Genomic DNA, 15,916 nt, shown 5'->3' on the forward strand with positions numbered 1-15,916 from the left:
ATGCATGACATCTATACATTCCAAACTTTGCTTGGTTTTAATAGGGACTTTTGTTTTTACTGGGTGTAAAGATGAAAATGGAAATTTTAATGTTGGGGTAAGCTTAGGCGGAACAGGGACAGGCGGATTATCTGTAGGTACCGAAAGCCCAGTCCCAAAACCTCAACCTGATGTCAAGCCTGATCGAATGGAAGAGGATGGATTGCTATATGCGGTTGCTTATCCGAATCCTATCACTCAAAACTGTAATGAAATAGAACGTACCATTCAGTTTGTACGCCATTATTCTCCTCATATTCCAATGATAATGGGAGATCGGGTAGATCTATTTGGTATGAAGGATTCAAGCCCGACAAGATTTAAGCTTCAAATTATTGTTAAAAATACCACTTCATCACCAGTCTATGAATATATCAATAGTTGTAAGGCTGCTTTCCAGCTTACAGGTACAAAAACGCCAAAAACAACAGAATCGGATTATTGTTTAAATGATGAAACAGTAAATGTTTATCAACCGAATGAGTCGAGAACGTATTTCTATGCCTTTAATTTGCCGAATATTTTACAAAATTGGAAGGCAAGTTATCACGCAGAATATTCAAAAAAACTCTATGCAGGAGCTGATGGCGCAATGTTCGATAATGCGAGTATTAAGGAAAGAGTCCAATGTGATCCTTTGAGTACAGCTTTATTAATCGATGAGTATCCATCTACTAAAGATGGTGCACCTCCACCATCAAATACAGGAAATACCAATAATTCTGGCTCTGAGAATAATCAGCCTGTAAATCCTACTCCAATTTTTGGAGGATATGATTTGGATGATGACGAAGCTGAACCACCTATCTTCGGTGGTTTCGGTTTGGGTGATGGACCTTAAGTTGTTGCAAAATGAAGCCATCACTATGATGGCTTTTTTATACAATGCCTGAGTGACGATTTAAGCGATTTTAGAGCAAATTTTCCACATAATTTTATTCAAATTCTTGGGTCGAAATGCTGGATCAATATGTAAACTAAAGAAGCCTAGATAAATAAACGTTGAAATCTGCTACAATTGCGCCAATTTTGAATTCTCACTTTTTCAGTTAGTACATATTAAAAAGATGTGTACATAACTGTGTGCATATTGAAGATTTTTCTCATGTTTAAAGATGAATTAGCGGCACAAGTTGCCCAACGTCGCACCTTTGCGATTATTTCCCACCCCGATGCGGGTAAAACCACCATGACAGAAAAGTTGCTGTTATGGGGTAAAGCGATTCAAGTTGCAGGTATGGTGAAAAGCCGTAAATCTGACCGCGCAGCAACATCGGATTGGATGGAAATGGAAAAAGAGCGTGGTATTTCGATTACTACGTCTGTGATGCAGTTCCCTTATAAAAAGCACACCATTAACCTTCTCGATACACCGGGACACGAAGATTTCTCTGAAGATACTTATCGTACTTTGACTGCGGTTGACTCTGCATTGATGGTGATCGATGGTGCAAAAGGGGTCGAAGATCGAACCATTAAATTGATGGAAGTGTGTCGTATGCGTGACACACCGATCATTTCATTCGTGAACAAAATGGACCGTGAAATTCGAGAGCCTTTAGAGTTGCTTGATGAGATTGAAAATGTCCTAAAAATTCGCTGTGTACCAATCACATGGCCGTTAGGTATGGGGCGTGATTTTGCGGGCGTATATAATCTGCTCGAAAATAAATTGTATGTCTACAAGGCCGGTTTTGGTTCAACGATTACCGATATCGAAGTGCGTGAGGGATATGACTATCCTGATATTCGTGAAAAAGTCGGCGATTTAGCTTGGGCATCTTTTGAAGAATCTCTTGAATTGGTACAGATGGCAAATGAGCCTTTAGACCGAGAGTTGTTCTTACAAGGTAAACAAACCCCAGTTTTATTTGGTACAGCATTGGGTAACTTCGCAGTTGACCATGTCCTCGATGCTTTTATCAATTGGGCGCCTGAACCGAAGGCACATCCTGCGCAAGAACGTGTTGTGGATGCCAATGAAGACGGATTCACTGGCTTTGTCTTCAAAATTCAAGCCAACATGGATCCTAAGCATCGTGACCGTATTGCCTTTATGCGTATCTGCTCAGGGAAATATGAAAAAGGTTTGAAAATGAATCACGTACGTATCGGAAAAGACGTGCGTATTAGTGATGCTTTGACTTTCCTTGCTGGTGAGCGCGAACAACTAGAAGAAGCTTGGCCGGGTGACATCATTGGTTTACATAACCATGGCACTATTCAAATTGGTGATACTTTTACCAGTGGCGAGAACCTTCATTTTACAGGTATTCCTCACTTTGCACCTGAAATGTTCCGTCGCGTCCGTTTGCGTGATCCATTAAAGTCGAAGCAATTGCAAAAAGGCTTGAAAGAATTGTCTGAAGAAGGCGCAACGCAGGTGTTTATGCCACAAATCAGTAACGATCTGATCGTTGGTGCAGTGGGGGTATTACAGTTTGATGTGGTTGCTTACCGTCTGAAAGAAGAATATAAAGTAGACTGTATCTATGAGCCTGTGAGTGTTCACACTGTACGTTGGGTGCATTGTGATGATGAAAAAATCTTCAATGAATTTAAGAAAAAGGCGCATGATCAGCTGTCAGTAGATGGTGGTGGTCACCTTACTTATCTTGCACCAAGCCGTGTTAATTTGCAGTTGATGCAAGAGCGTTGGCCTGATATTCAGTTTAGCAGTACGCGAGAACATTAAAATAAATAAAAACAGCTTCTATTTGGAGGCTGTTTTTAATTGAATCACCTTAAAATAAAGGATAATGATATGAACGCTTTAAAACCAATTCTCAACATAACGTTAATGATTGGAATGATGGCTTTAACAGCATGTGATTCTCCTAAAAAAAATGAATCTGATTCAACAGAAACGATTGAGTCGAAAACAGCAAAAACTGAAAAAGCAGAGATTCTTCCTTATTTAAATATCCAAGAAAGCAAAGCAAAATATGCATTGCCTTTTTGCGAAAAGAAAAACTGTATTGATGTTGATATTCAAACCATTAAAACCCAAGATGAATGGTTGAATACTTGGATTGAGAGAAATCAAGCCATGGTCATTCAACAGCAAATAGAACTCAAACAAAGTATGACTCTACAACAAGCCATAAATGCTTATGTTAAAAAGTCCGATGAGTGGCAAGATAAATATTCGGAAAATAAAGCCTATGCATTGCACCTGAATACTCGAATGGCGTCACAACGTAATCAGTATGTCTTGCTACAAGTGGGTGTCGATACCAAGCAAGAAGATATCGAGGTAAAAGATCGTTATTATTTCTTTGTCGCAGATCGTAAGCTACAAAAGCATTTAACGGTGTTAGATGTCATTCAAAAAAAGCAGCAAAGTGCCATGCATGATGTGATTCAAGTCCATTATCAGAAATGGATTGAGCAGCAGTCGATAGAGGTGAAAAAACAAGTACCAAAGACCTTATACTGGGGTCAAGCGGATTGGTTCTTTGATGGCGAGGGCATTGGATTGCATTATCGTGCCAATGAGATCAGTAAAGATGCACCGCAACTGGCTATTTATTTCACAGCAGAGCAAACGAAACAGATGTTACAGCCCGATATTTATCAGCAAATGTTCTAACTTGACTAAGATATGTATAGAAATCGCATGCGTTTATGGTGGTTTCGAGCGAAGTCAGATAGCATTTTAAAAAGCTTGTATACGAATAATGGTGATAGGTTTAGATGAAAAAATTTTATAAATATAGCGTTCTTGCTTGCGCAATTTTACTTGCGGCATGCCAACCGAAATCAGAGCCAAAAGAATCACAGGAGTCACAAGACTCAGCGACGATACAGCAGCAAACAGAACCTACATTGCGTGGAGAGAGTGTAAAAGTAGCACTGACTTTACCAGAGTGTGAGGGTAATACTTGCCCTGATTTTGTGGTTGAACGTTTGCAGAGTAACTTTTCATTTATTGATCAATTTCTGGATGAGCAAATACTCGATCAACTCAGCAAAATGTTGGATGTAGTCGATGCTGATAAGGCCATATCGACGGTACAGGCCGCTGAGCAAAAGCCGAATTTAGATACACAAGTACAGCACTACGCGAATGCTTTTATTAAAATTGATGAAGAGTTAAAAGCGCTGAGTGTCAGTCATCAAATTAGTTTATTGGTTAAACCAAAGATATTACAAACAGAAGGCTCTTTGGCGACGGTGGTACTCAATAGTAGTAGTTATATGGGCGGAGCGCATGGCTCAACTTCACAACGTTATTATAATTTCGATTTGGTGAATCAAAAGCAAATTAATCTCAATGATTTAGTGTTAGCAAAACAGCAAGCAACTTTGAAAAAGCTGGCGCATGATGCATTTAAGACATGGATTGTAGATTCTAAATTAGCCAATAGTCCTGAGGAGTATGAGCAGGCTTGGCCATTTGAAATGACCGATAATTTCTTGTTAGGAGAAAATGGTTTAATCCTCCAATACGGTGAATATGAAATTGGTCCTTATGTGGTGGGTTTACCTCGTTTGGTGATTCCATTTGATCAATTGAAAGGAATTTTAAAGCCTGAATATTTGCCAAAAGTAGATGTGCAGGCGGCCTCAACTGCTGTTGCAGATACCAAAAGCAAGACCTAATGCAACTCTTTGATACCCACACCCATTTTGATGTTGCCGATTTTGATCATGATCGGCAACAACTGGCTTTAGGAGCCAAACAAGCGGGGGTCGAGGATTTGGTTCTGATCGGGTTTATTGCATCCCGCTTTGATGAGTTAATGGCTACACATCAACAATTACAACAGTGGCAGAGCGTACCTCGATCTCATTTAGCACCGGGCTTGCATCCTTTTTATATCGAGCAACATCAGTCAGAACATTTACACCAGTTGGAGCAGATTTTACAGCAACATCATTGTGTTGCTGTAGGTGAGATTGGTTTAGATACTTTTTTAAAGCAACACAAACAGTCTGAATTATTTGCCAAACAACAATATTATTTTAATGCTCAGCTTGAGCTGGCAGCCCAATATAACAAGCCTGTGTTACTCCATATTCGCAAAGCCCATGCAGAAACGCTTGCGATTTTAAAAGCGCAAAAATTCAAATGGGGTGGAATTGCTCATGCCTTTAGTGGCGGTATTGAAGAAGCGAAGGCGTTGGTGAAACTTGGCTTTAAAATTGGGATAACCGGACAAATCACCAATCCAAATGCCAAAAAATTACATCAAGTGGTACAAGCGATTGGTGCAGAAAATTTGGTGATTGAAACTGACTGTCCTGATATGACGCCGTTGTGTTGCCAGACGTCAACCGAACATAGAACGCGTAATACACCTGTGAATTTGCCTTATGTGTTAGAAGGCTTGGCTCAAACACTGCAGTTGCCTCAAGCACAGCTTGCCGCACAACTCTGGCACAACTCATTTGAGGCACTACATCTCAACTAATACCTGCCTACAATAGAATAATAATCATGTAATTTTAAATAAGATAACTAAAAGGGAACACAGCATTTCTCAAACTGGCTTACATTAAATAAAGAACTTCATAATAAACGAATGAAACCGCCAAACTGGGAGGATCATCCTATGGCCAGATATAGCAAAATCAATAGTTTTAATGCATTACAAACGCTTGATGTCGGTTCAAAACAATATCAAATTTTTAACTTGAAACGAGCCGCGCAGACACTTGGTAATATTGACCATCTACCTAAATCGTTAAAAGTTTTATTAGAGAATCTACTTCGCTTTGAAGACCAAGAAAGTGTAAAAGTTGAACATATCCAAGCCTTAGTCGACTGGCAGAAAACGCGTAGCTCCGATCAAGAAATTCAATATCGACCAGCGCGAGTATTGATGCAAGATTTTACGGGTGTACCTGCGGTTGTAGATTTAGCCGCTATGCGTGCAGCCATGGCCAAAGCTGGCGGTGATCCGAATCGAATTAATCCATTGTCACCTGTTGATTTAGTGATTGATCATTCAGTCATGGTTGATCATTTTGCCAATCAAAATGCATTTTCCGTAAATGTGAGAATTGAAATGGAGCGCAATGGCGAGCGCTATCAATTCTTACGATGGGGGCAGTCGGCTTTTAATAACTTTAGTGTGGTGCCACCAGGTACGGGTATTTGTCACCAAGTCAATTTAGAATATCTGGCTCAGGCCGTTTGGCTGGGTGAAGAGGATGGTCAACATTTTGCTTTTCCAGATACCTTGGTCGGAACAGATTCACATACCACCATGATTAATGGACTTGGAGTGTTGGGTTGGGGTGTCGGCGGGATCGAAGCAGAAGCGGCGATGCTCGGACAACCTGTTTCGATGTTGATTCCTGAAGTGATCGGTTTCAAACTGACTGGTAAACTCAATGAAGGCATTACCGCAACAGACTTGGTTTTAACCATTACTCAAATGCTACGTCAAAAAGGTGTAGTTGGTAAATTTGTTGAATTCTATGGGGACGGTTTGTCCGACTTGCCACTTGCTGATCGTGCCACGATTGCCAATATGGCACCTGAATATGGTGCAACTTGTGGTTTCTTCCCAATTGATGATGTGACACTGGCATATCTTGTATTGACAGGCCGCCAACAGGATCGGATTGATTTGGTGGAGGCATATAGTAAAGAACAAGGTTTATGGCGAAATGCTGGGGATGAGCCTGTATTTACCGATACATTGAGTCTTGATATGAGTACGGTTCAAGCCAGCATGGCTGGTCCTAAGCGTCCTCAAGATCGTGTGCTACTGGCAGATGTACCGAAAACCTTTAATGCGCTCATGGAGCTGACATTAAAACCAGCCCAAGAGATGAAAGAACAATTGGAAAATGAAGGAGGGGGCGGTACAGCGGTTGCAGCTCATCAGGCCAATCTTCCACATGAGAGTCCCTCTTGTACCATTGATGGACAAATATATCCTTTAAATCATGGCGATGTGGTGATATCCGCGATCACTTCATGTACCAATACTTCGAACCCAAGTGTTATGTTGGCTGCGGGTTTATTGGCGAAAAAAGCGATCGAGAAAGGCTTACAACGCAAACCTTGGGTAAAAAGTTCACTCGCACCTGGTTCAAAAGTGGTGACAGATTATTTGGCCGCAGCAGGATTGACACCATACCTCGATCAACTCGGTTATAACCTTGTAGGTTATGGTTGTACGACCTGTATTGGTAATTCTGGACCTTTACCAGATCCTGTTGAAGAAGCCATTCAATGCCATGATTTAAATGTAGCTTCGGTGCTTTCAGGCAATCGAAACTTTGAAGGGCGTGTGCATCCATTGGTAAAAACCAACTGGCTGGCTTCACCACCATTGGTGGTTGCGTATGGTTTGCTTGGTAATATCCGTACCGATTTAACGACACAGCCGATTGGTACTGGAAAAAATGGACAAGATGTATATCTAAAAGACATTTGGCCAAGTCAGGCTGAAATTGACCAAGCATTGAAACAAGTGACTACTGCCATGTTCCATAAAGAATACGCCGCCGTATTTGATGGTGATGAAACTTGGCAAGCGATTCAAATCCCGCAAAGCCAAACTTATGCATGGCAGGACAATTCAACTTATATTCGTCATCCGCCTTTCTTTGAGGGAATTGAGCAACCGCCCAAAGCAATCACCAATATTGATCAGGCCAGTATCTTGGCGGTGCTGGGTGATTCAGTAACGACTGACCATATTTCTCCAGCGGGGAATATCAAGAAAGATAGTCCAGCAGGTCGTTATTTACAGGAACAAGGCGTAGACCCGAATGACTTTAACTCCTATGGTTCGCGTCGTGGTAATCATGAAGTGATGATGCGAGGAACATTTGCCAACATCCGAATTAAGAATGAAATGTTAGGTGGCGAAGAAGGCGGCAACACCATTCATATACCAAGTGGTGATAAATTATCGATTTATGATGCTTCTATGCGTTATCAACAGGAGCAAACACCGCTGATTATTATTGCAGGTAAAGAATATGGTACAGGTTCATCGAGAGACTGGGCTGCGAAAGGTACAAATTTACTTGGCATTAAAGCAGTGATTGCAGAAAGCTTTGAGCGAATTCACCGTTCAAACCTTGTTGGCATGGGCGTATTACCACTTCAATTTATTGATGAGCAAACACGTCAGTCTTTAAACCTAACAGGTCGAGAGGTTCTTTCAATTCATGGCTTATCTGATGGGATTCAACCGCATCAGGCTTTAGATGTGAATGTGATTCGAGAAGATGGCAGCCAAGTGCAATTTAAGGTGTTATGCCGAATCGATACCTTAAATGAGGTGGAATACTTTAAAGCAGGTGGGATTTTGCATTATGTACTGCGGAATTTAATCGCTGCATAGCACCAAAACAGTTATTGTAAAAAGATGAAAGCTAGTCTTTCATCTTTTTTTTTGTTTGAATTTTACCTTTTCGGCGTTAAGGTGATAGCCATTAATCTGTGAGGATGATGGCTTTGAATCAGTTGCCGAGATATGTTTATTACTTATTGGCTGCGCAAGCATTTAATTTAATTGCAGCGGTATTATCGGTAACGGTTTCAGCGATTGTTGGCTTAAAACTTGCGCCAACTCAGGCCTTGGCGACTGTACCGTATGGTTTGCAATTCTTGGCAATGTTGCTGACAACATTTATCTTTTCATTCTTAATGAAAAAGCTGGGTCGACATCTAGTGTTCCAGTTTGGATGCATTTGTCTTTTTTTAGCAGGTGTGTTTGGCTATCTTGCATTACAAAGTGAACAGTTTTATTTATTGTGCCTTAGTCATTTTTCACTGGGCTTATTTATTTCTACTGCAAACTTTTACCGTTTTGCTGCCTCTGATCGTCTTGCTTCTGATTTAATCCCGAAAGCCACAGCGATGGTTATTTCTGGCGGCGTAGTCGCCGCTATTATTGCACCTGTTTTGGCGATTCAATTTCAACAAGTGCAAGGCTTACCTGATTTTACTGCGATTTATTTAATTTTCAGTGTGTTGGCATTGTTGTTGTCGCCAATTTTGTATGTTTGGAATCAGAAATTTAAATCACAGCAAGCACAGCAAGTTGTGATTGAGTCGCTAGAGCGAGCTAAATTACCTGTCAATTTTATTGTTGTGGCAGTGATCAGTGGGGCATTTGCATACTATGTTATGAATGTCATGATGATTATGTCTTCCTTGCATTTAAAGGAACACCATTCATTTCATTATGCTTCTATCTCTATTCAGTTACATGTCTTGGCCATGTTCCTACCTTCATTCTTTGTATCTAAGCTGATTCAACGCTGGGGAACACATCGCACGATTTATATCGGTTTTGTTTTACTAATGTTGTCCTCTTTGATTCCAATTTTTGGGCAAGAGGGAGTTTATGTCAATGTTGCTCTGATTATTCTGGGTGTAGGCTGGAACTTTGCTTATTCAGGTGCGTCTACGCTATTGGCAGGATTAAACGAACAGCAAAAGCATCGCGTGCAAGGTATTAATGAAACCATAATTGCTTTATTCGCGACGCTCGGTGCTTTCTTACCTGCACCGATTTTGACGAAGGTTGGTTGGATGAATGCTAACCTGTTGGCTTTATCGATGAGTGTTGTTGTTTTTGTAATATTAATTATTTTAAGTGGACGTCATCGATTCGCAATCAAAGTCTCATCTTCCTAACCTAAACCATATTAAACGAGTTAAAATAGCGCTTTGATTGAAAGATATAGATCGCCACTGTTATGACCGATGTGCTTGTAAATGATGAATATGACCGCCGTTTTGCTGGTGTGGCAAAGATTTATGGAGAAAGTTCATTTAGCCATTATGAAAACAGTCATGTGATGGTGATCGGCGTTGGTGGTGTAGGGAGCTGGGCTGTAGAAGCGCTGGCACGTACAGGGATTGGTGAGTTAACGATTGTCGATATGGATGTGGTTGCCGCATCGAATATTAACCGTCAACTTCCAGCGATGACATCAACCTTGGGGCAAGAAAAAATCGAAGTGATGGCGGAGCGCTGTCGTCAGATCAATCCACGTATGAAAGTCAATGTAATAGATGACTACTTAACTCCTGAAAATGTCAAAGAGATTTTAAATCCTGTTCCCGATATCATTTTAGACTGTATTGATGATGTCAAAGCTAAGCTTGCGCTGATGTTGCATTGTCGCTTTAACAAGATTCCATTGATTGTATCGGGTGGGGCTGGGGGCAAGCTTGATCCACTTAAGATTCGGGTGGCTGATTTATCAAAAACTGAACAAGACCCGATGTTGGCAAAGCTGCGAGCACAACTTCGTTCTAAAGGAATCTGTAAAAAACCAAAAGAAAAGTTTGGGATTACTTGTGTGTATTCAATCGATAATCCATTTTCCAATGTGGAGGTATGTCCAACGTCACTCGGGCATAGCCCTCATCTTGCGCCTGGACAAAGCGCTGCTTTGTTTAATCCAGGCTCAGGCTTGCGTTGTGGTGGTTATGGATCAGCTGTTGTGGTGACATCAAGCTTTGCGATGGTTGCGGTGGCAGAGGTTTTGAAAAAGTTAGATGCAAAGAAAGGCTGATGCTCACAGCCCTTGCTTAATTTAGATGTAATTTGAACCTAAGCGGTAGTAACTATAAGTCACATTTTTATCTTTATATATATCATGACTGCGTTGCTTAAAGTCTGAAATCCATTGTGTCCCCGAGAAGCCAGCAATATGTCCGTAACGATGCTTCTTGGTACGATGAATGATATAAATATCACCTTTTTGCGGTTGATCAAAAGCAGGGGTGATTTTCTTATAACCAATTTCTTGTAAGGTTTTGCCCCAATCAGAGGCTGCAACAGGATGATTGACGATTTTTGCACCCGCAGATTGTAAAGCGATCCTGACGAATTTGGCACATTGTGCTGAACTACGATAAGAAGCTCTACGCGTTAACTTTTGTGCAAAAGCCATGACATCGAGTGAAGGCTGTTTTGGTACATCTTTGGTCGTCACAATCATTTGATGAGGTGGGGTGTGAACCATACTGTGATCAACTGAGGGCGCATCATAAATCATTTATAATCTCTATCGCATTTCTAAATAACCAGACTTATGCCAGACTCTTGGCGAAAGACATGGTAAGCGAAAAAAAGCATAAAAGCCCCTTTGTAATGTAATAATGTATCATTTGAGGGCGCTTGGGTTAAACTTACCTAAATCGTAGAACAATTTTTTTATTAATTATCATCAGTTTGGCGAGTGTTAACTTTAGATAAAATGATTTGTAATATTATATTTCAAAATCGTATGTTAAATGAGCGTTTTGGGGTGATTAAAAAGAGAAAGAATTGATTTTTTTATTATCAAGTTATTGTTTAATATGTAAATATTTTTAAATATTTAAAATTTTAAGACCTTTGTCATTCATTAGAAAATTTAACAAGTGATTCACTTAAATGTGCGTTCATGAACAGCATAGATATTTTAAATCATTTATGTGAGAGTATTTTATTTTAGATGAAGGTCGTTAAATGTCCGCAAGATACTGTTATAAATAAAATTTATAAGAAACTGAACTATCAAGAGGATGAGCTTTGAGCATCATCCCTTACAGGTATAAATAAAAGAGTTCGTTGTATCAATCTATAGCAAAACTAGAGCTGCTGTTCTCGAATATAGTCTTCGGTGCGCTGCATTGCCACTTGGATGTTCTGAATCGCATTTTCAATATCCGTAATAGTCTTTGCGTTGCCGCCACTCAGAGCTTGCCTCCATTTACGCGCACCCGGCAAGTTTTGAAATAAACCGAGAATATGTCGTGTGATAATGGATAGTGGGGCACCCTCAGCAACGCGTTGATGAATATACGGCATCATTTGCTGCATAATCTCGAAACGATTAGGCGCTTCTAAGTCCCACAATTGTCCCATTTCCGCGAGCAAATAGGGATTGTGATAAGCTTCACGACCAATCATCACACCATCGACATGTTGTAGGTGTTGTTGGGTTTCCTCAAGGGTCTTGATGCCACCATTAATTTCAATGGTGAGATGTGGGCGCTCTTGTTTTAAACGATAGACATCTTCATAGCGTAAAGGTGGCACTTCACGGTTCTCTTTCGGCGATAAGCCCTGCAAGATTGCGATCCGCGCATGTACGATAAAATGGGTGCAACCTGTTGCTGCAACGGTATCAACAAAATGCAGCATTTCTTCATATGAGTGCATGTCATCGATGCCGATACGATGTTTGACCGTCACAGGAATTGATACCGCTTTTTGCATGCTATGAATACAGTCCGCAACCAGATTTGGCTCAGCCATTAAGCATGCCCCAATCTTGTTATTTTGAACGCGATCACTTGGGCAGCCGACGTTTAAGTTGACTTCATCATAGCCCCAGTCTTCAGCCATTTTGGTACAGGTGGCTAATTCTTGTGGATTTGAACCACCGAGCTGCAACACGATCGGATGTTCTTGTTTGTTAAAATCTAAATGACGATTCGCTCCACCATAAATGATTGCACCTGTAGTGACCATCTCGGTATACAGCACCACATTTGGATTAAATAAACGGGCAAAGAATCTGTAATCTTTGGTTGTCCAATCCATCATCGGAGCTACACTGATTCGTGGGTTTGAAGTTGTTTCAATGGTTTGGTTCGGCGTCATTAAAAATCATACCTTGCAATCTAGTCTTTGAATCTGTGAAAACGCATGGTAACACCTGTGAATGTATGTTTTGCCATTAACACTTATCTTGAATTTTACACCATCGTGGGAAAAAATAGTTTGTTGTTTAAGGGGAGTAATGGTTTTTGCGGCTTGAAGCTGGACTTAAGCTCATACCTGTGATCGAATTTCGATTGTACTTATTGTTCTGTAAAGGCACATGTAGAGTGATCTTTGATGAAGTATGACAATTATTCTTCTTAGATTTCCACTGAAAATGAATAAGGGGCATCATTTAAATTGGAGTTAATAAAAATTAGATCTAAATTTTCTTGTTTGATGAATTGTTCTATTTTTTCTTCTGAATAAATATCGATAGGGTCGAGCTTAATTAGAATCGTTAAATTTTTTGGATCTACAATAAATTTTATTGAAGTTTTAGAATCCGATTTTTTTGAGAGAATATCACTTTTAAATAAAAGAGTAACCGTTTCTTTTAGATGGTTAATCTTTTGTATTTCCTCTGGGATTTTGGTATGTAATAGTGCTTGTTCTATAATATGCGAGTGTTCTTGGGTCTCTGTTGAATTATTAATAATTTCAATTTTATATAAATTGTTTGAAATATCGTTATCCTGTGTTTCACGGAAATTTTTATTTTCAAGTATTTTACTTAAATCATCATCAAATTTCTCTAAGGAGTTGTTATACAAATCTGATTTTTTTTTAGCATCAATGACTGCTTTCTTGGCCCTGTTTTGTGCATCAAGTAAAGGGTCGTATAAATCTTTAGTGTATAAGTTTTCAGTATTTTTTTTCACATCTATAGGATCATGGATATTATTATTTGAAATTTCATTCGCTGGATCCGAACTATTGGTAATTTGATTACTATCATTTTGGATATCTTTAATCTTAGGTTCAGGCATTTTTGAAAGTTCGTTTTCTGGTTGTTTAGCGGTTGGCATGGTTAGGGAAACCAAGCTTACCTTCATCTCTGGAATTTGATTTATTTTATTTTCGACTTCTGAATTTAATAATATGATAAATATCAACATATGAAGAATAATGCTAAAGAATAAAGCACAATGGGAAGCTTTAAATTTGGGTTGATGAGGCCACATACTTTAACTCCTTCGCACTAATCCTTTAAATTAGAATAGATAACGCAGCGTCAAGCGTAGATTTCTACCTTCGCTAGGATGTACATGTTTATCAAAAATACCTTCACGTTCGCTTGAGGAAGGAGAACATGCAGCTGAGTTTAGGTCTTGGCTAGCACAAGATGCATAGTAATATTCAATATCATTGATTTTACGGTCAAAAACATCAAATATTTCAAGCTGTCCTTGCAGGTTTTTATTAAATTGATAACTGCTTTGTAAATTAACGAGTGTCGAAGATTTAGAACGTACCGAATTATCTTCAATAAGAGGTCTTGTACCAAAGTAGCGTAAACGTCCACCGAAGTTCAACTTATCGCTCAATTTGTAAGTAAAACCCGCAGCCAAGGTCTTTTCAATTGCTCCTGGAATATGGTTTCCTTCAGGACTATCATTTTTAAATCTAGCTTTTGACCAAGCAGCATCAATATCAATGATCCAAGCATCAGTCGGTTGGTAGAATTGTGATATTTCGATGCCTTGTCTTTTACTTGGGCGACTGGATTCCGTTGTACCTGCATCTCCGATAAAAATAAGTTCTGAATCTGAATCAAGACGCCACAAGGCAAGGGTACTGGTTAGCTCAGGGATTATATTGGTTCTAAGACCAATTTCAGAATTAATGGTTTTTACTAATGGTGATACAGGATCAAGCGGTTGTAAATATTGACTATCTCGAGGATCAACATTTAATTTGGTGGTGGTTCCTCTAGCATCATTGCTGTGGAAACCATAAGCATAATTTAAATAGTATTCAATGTTTTTCCATGGCCCTAAAATGAGACTGAATTTTGGACTGAAAATATGGTCATTTTTTTGTCCACTATTTTCTTTTCGATCGGAGTTTACATCGAAGGAATAATAGTCTGTACGCAATCCTAAGATGGTTCTTAACCAAGGTTGCCAGCTTGTTTGGTTTTGCGCCCAAATAGCTATAGAAAGTTGGTGAATATCATCTTCTCTAATTGTATTAAATCGTTGGCGATTTTGGGTTTGATAAAGACCTAAATCATTAATATTGTCATATCTAATAGATGAACCCAACGAGTTCAATTGTTCTTTTTGATACCAATTGGTTAACCAGCTTTTTTGATATTTTGCCCCAATAGTGGTTCTTTCTTCAGCTTGTTCAAATTGATCACCACGAATAGGATCATTTAAGAAATAACTGAAATCAGAGAATAAGTTAAGCTTATTATAAATAGCATATGATGAAAGCTCGGTGTATTGGCTGCCTTCATTATATTTAGAATTGAACCAAATCGCTGTGCGAGATGATTTTCCGCCATCACTTGTATTGAGGCTATCGAAGCGATCGAGTTCACCATTATTAATTAGTCGCTGAGGAATTTGATCTGTTGCATCCCATTTTGCTTGATAATGTTGAAAGCCTAAGGATTGATTTTTATTGTGATTACCAGTGTAGTATTTTAAAAATAAATTTTGTTTGGAAAAGTTCTCAGGGTTTTTCCACGGTCCATCATTGTTTAAATTCTCAATAGCTCCAATGACTTCACCACTTTCTAAAATAAAATTACCTACTCCCAAAAATCTCATTAAATCATTTTTTCCAAGTGTCACTTGTACATAGGGCCGTTCCAATGCATGAATAGTTGAAATTTTTGCTGTTCCTGCTGAAGCAAAATCCCCATCTTCAATTGAAGTTGCTCCTTTATGATATTGAATTGAATCAATAATTTCTGAAATTAAGAAGTTTAAATCAGTATAACCTTGACCATGTGCATGACTTACCATATTAATTGGCTGTTCATCAAATGATGTCGCGAAATCAGTGCCATGATCTAAGTTAAATCCCCTTAAGAAAAATTGATTGGCTTTTCCTGTCCCACTATGTTGGGTCACGATTACACCAGGTATCGTTTCTAAAACTTCAGCAGGTCGCGATAAAGGGCGTGTTTCAATTTGCTCTTTCGAAATAGTTCCTTGTGATGACGTAAAAGCAGCACCGAACGCATTATTTGACGTAGCGTTAGCATTGATTTTTATAGTGGGTAAGTGGTGAATGAATTCACCACCAGCATTCGTTATTTGGTGAATGGCTATATTACCGCTGCTAATCAAAAGTGCTGAAATAATTTTAGTATTCATTTGCTTCACAAATATAATTTT

The 15,916-nt window shown here is 39.3% G+C and carries 12 protein-coding genes; 8 read left to right on the plus strand and 4 right to left on the minus strand.

Annotation, left to right across the window (positions count from 1 at the left end):
• Nucleotides 1–4: 4 nt before the first annotated feature.
• The 8 genes from EAH57_RS13465 (at nt 5) to EAH57_RS13500 (ending at nt 10,542) form a co-directional block, all read left to right on the plus strand.
• Entirely contained in the window at nt 5–880 is an 876-nt protein-coding gene (locus EAH57_RS13465; RefSeq protein ID WP_171407470.1) for a hypothetical protein, read from the plus strand.
• A 264-nt stretch (nt 881–1,144) separates the two neighbouring features.
• Nucleotides 1,145–2,734 (plus strand): peptide chain release factor 3, encoded by a 1,590-nt coding sequence (locus EAH57_RS13470; RefSeq protein WP_121930501.1) that lies wholly within the window; start codon nt 1,145–1,147, stop codon nt 2,732–2,734.
• Nucleotides 2,735–2,803: 69 nt separating this feature from the next.
• Entirely contained in the window at nt 2,804–3,631 is an 828-nt protein-coding gene (locus EAH57_RS13475; protein WP_121930502.1) for a hypothetical protein, read from the plus strand.
• A 104-nt stretch (nt 3,632–3,735) separates the two neighbouring features.
• On the plus strand, nt 3,736–4,644 hold the full coding sequence (locus EAH57_RS13480; protein ID WP_121930503.1) for an RsiV family protein: 909 nt from the start codon (nt 3,736–3,738) through the stop codon (nt 4,642–4,644).
• The gene (locus EAH57_RS13485) at nt 4,644–5,456 is read left to right on the plus strand and encodes a TatD family hydrolase (protein WP_121930504.1); all 813 of its coding nucleotides are present in this window, start codon (nt 4,644–4,646) and stop codon (nt 5,454–5,456) included. Before EAH57_RS13480 ends, EAH57_RS13485 begins: the two co-directional genes overlap by 1 nt.
• Nucleotides 5,457–5,597: 141 nt before the next feature.
• Entirely contained in the window at nt 5,598–8,354 is a 2,757-nt protein-coding gene (acnA, locus tag EAH57_RS13490; protein WP_121930505.1) for an aconitate hydratase AcnA, read from the plus strand.
• A gap of 107 nt (nt 8,355–8,461) precedes the next feature.
• Entirely contained in the window at nt 8,462–9,655 is a 1,194-nt protein-coding gene (locus tag EAH57_RS13495; RefSeq protein ID WP_171407471.1) for an MFS transporter, read from the plus strand.
• A gap of 62 nt (nt 9,656–9,717) precedes the next feature.
• The gene (locus tag EAH57_RS13500) at nt 9,718–10,542 is read left to right on the plus strand and encodes a ThiF family adenylyltransferase (RefSeq protein ID WP_121930506.1); all 825 of its coding nucleotides are present in this window, start codon (nt 9,718–9,720) and stop codon (nt 10,540–10,542) included.
• Between the two features lie 21 nt (nt 10,543–10,563).
• On the opposite strand, the gene EAH57_RS13505 is transcribed toward EAH57_RS13500, so the two are convergent.
• The 4 genes from EAH57_RS13505 to EAH57_RS13520 all read right to left on the minus strand — a co-directional run bounded on the left by EAH57_RS13505 (nt 10,564) and on the right by EAH57_RS13520 (nt 15,895).
• Nucleotides 10,564–10,971, minus strand: a complete 408-nt coding sequence (locus tag EAH57_RS13505; RefSeq protein ID WP_416240493.1) for a CHAP domain-containing protein — start codon at nt 10,969–10,971, stop codon at nt 10,564–10,566.
• 635 nt (nt 10,972–11,606) lie between these two features.
• On the minus strand, nt 11,607–12,623 hold the full coding sequence (gene dusA, locus EAH57_RS13510; RefSeq protein ID WP_121930508.1) for a tRNA dihydrouridine(20/20a) synthase DusA: 1,017 nt from the start codon (nt 12,621–12,623) through the stop codon (nt 11,607–11,609).
• Nucleotides 12,624–12,883: 260 nt separating this feature from the next.
• On the minus strand, nt 12,884–13,747 hold the full coding sequence (locus EAH57_RS13515; protein ID WP_121930509.1) for a hypothetical protein: 864 nt from the start codon (nt 13,745–13,747) through the stop codon (nt 12,884–12,886).
• A gap of 30 nt (nt 13,748–13,777) precedes the next feature.
• The gene (locus EAH57_RS13520; protein WP_121930510.1) at nt 13,778–15,895 is read right to left on the minus strand and encodes a TonB-dependent receptor; all 2,118 of its coding nucleotides are present in this window, start codon (nt 15,893–15,895) and stop codon (nt 13,778–13,780) included.
• Nucleotides 15,896–15,916: the final 21 nt, after the last annotated feature.

The sequence above is a fragment of the Acinetobacter sp. 2JN-4 genome (assembly GCF_003687745.1).
In the GTDB taxonomy this organism is placed as follows: Bacteria; Pseudomonadota; Gammaproteobacteria; order Pseudomonadales; family Moraxellaceae; genus Acinetobacter; species Acinetobacter halotolerans.

Bases quoted from the DNA above. Each gene is read 5' to 3' on its own strand.
- EAH57_RS13505 (WP_416240493.1), bottom strand. From the start codon at position 10,971: ATGATTGTGACGACCAAAGATGTACCAAAACAGCCTTCACTCGATGTC.
- EAH57_RS13465 (WP_171407470.1), top strand. From the start codon at position 5: ATGACATCTATACATTCCAAACTTTGCTTGGTTTTAATAGGGACTTTT.
- EAH57_RS13495 (WP_171407471.1), top strand. From the start codon at position 8,462: ATGGCTTTGAATCAGTTGCCGAGATATGTTTATTACTTATTGGCTGCG.
- EAH57_RS13475 (WP_121930502.1), top strand. From the start codon at position 2,804: ATGAACGCTTTAAAACCAATTCTCAACATAACGTTAATGATTGGAATG.
- EAH57_RS13520 (WP_121930510.1), bottom strand. From the start codon at position 15,895: ATGAATACTAAAATTATTTCAGCACTTTTGATTAGCAGCGGTAATATA.
- dusA (WP_121930508.1), bottom strand. From the start codon at position 12,623: ATGACGCCGAACCAAACCATTGAAACAACTTCAAACCCACGAATCAGT.
- acnA (WP_121930505.1), top strand. From the start codon at position 5,598: ATGGCCAGATATAGCAAAATCAATAGTTTTAATGCATTACAAACGCTT.
- EAH57_RS13480 (WP_121930503.1), top strand. From the start codon at position 3,736: ATGAAAAAATTTTATAAATATAGCGTTCTTGCTTGCGCAATTTTACTT.
- EAH57_RS13515 (WP_121930509.1), bottom strand. From the start codon at position 13,747: ATGTGGCCTCATCAACCCAAATTTAAAGCTTCCCATTGTGCTTTATTC.
- EAH57_RS13500 (WP_121930506.1), top strand. From the start codon at position 9,718: ATGACCGATGTGCTTGTAAATGATGAATATGACCGCCGTTTTGCTGGT.
- EAH57_RS13485 (WP_121930504.1), top strand. From the start codon at position 4,644: ATGCAACTCTTTGATACCCACACCCATTTTGATGTTGCCGATTTTGAT.
- EAH57_RS13470 (WP_121930501.1), top strand. From the start codon at position 1,145: ATGTTTAAAGATGAATTAGCGGCACAAGTTGCCCAACGTCGCACCTTT.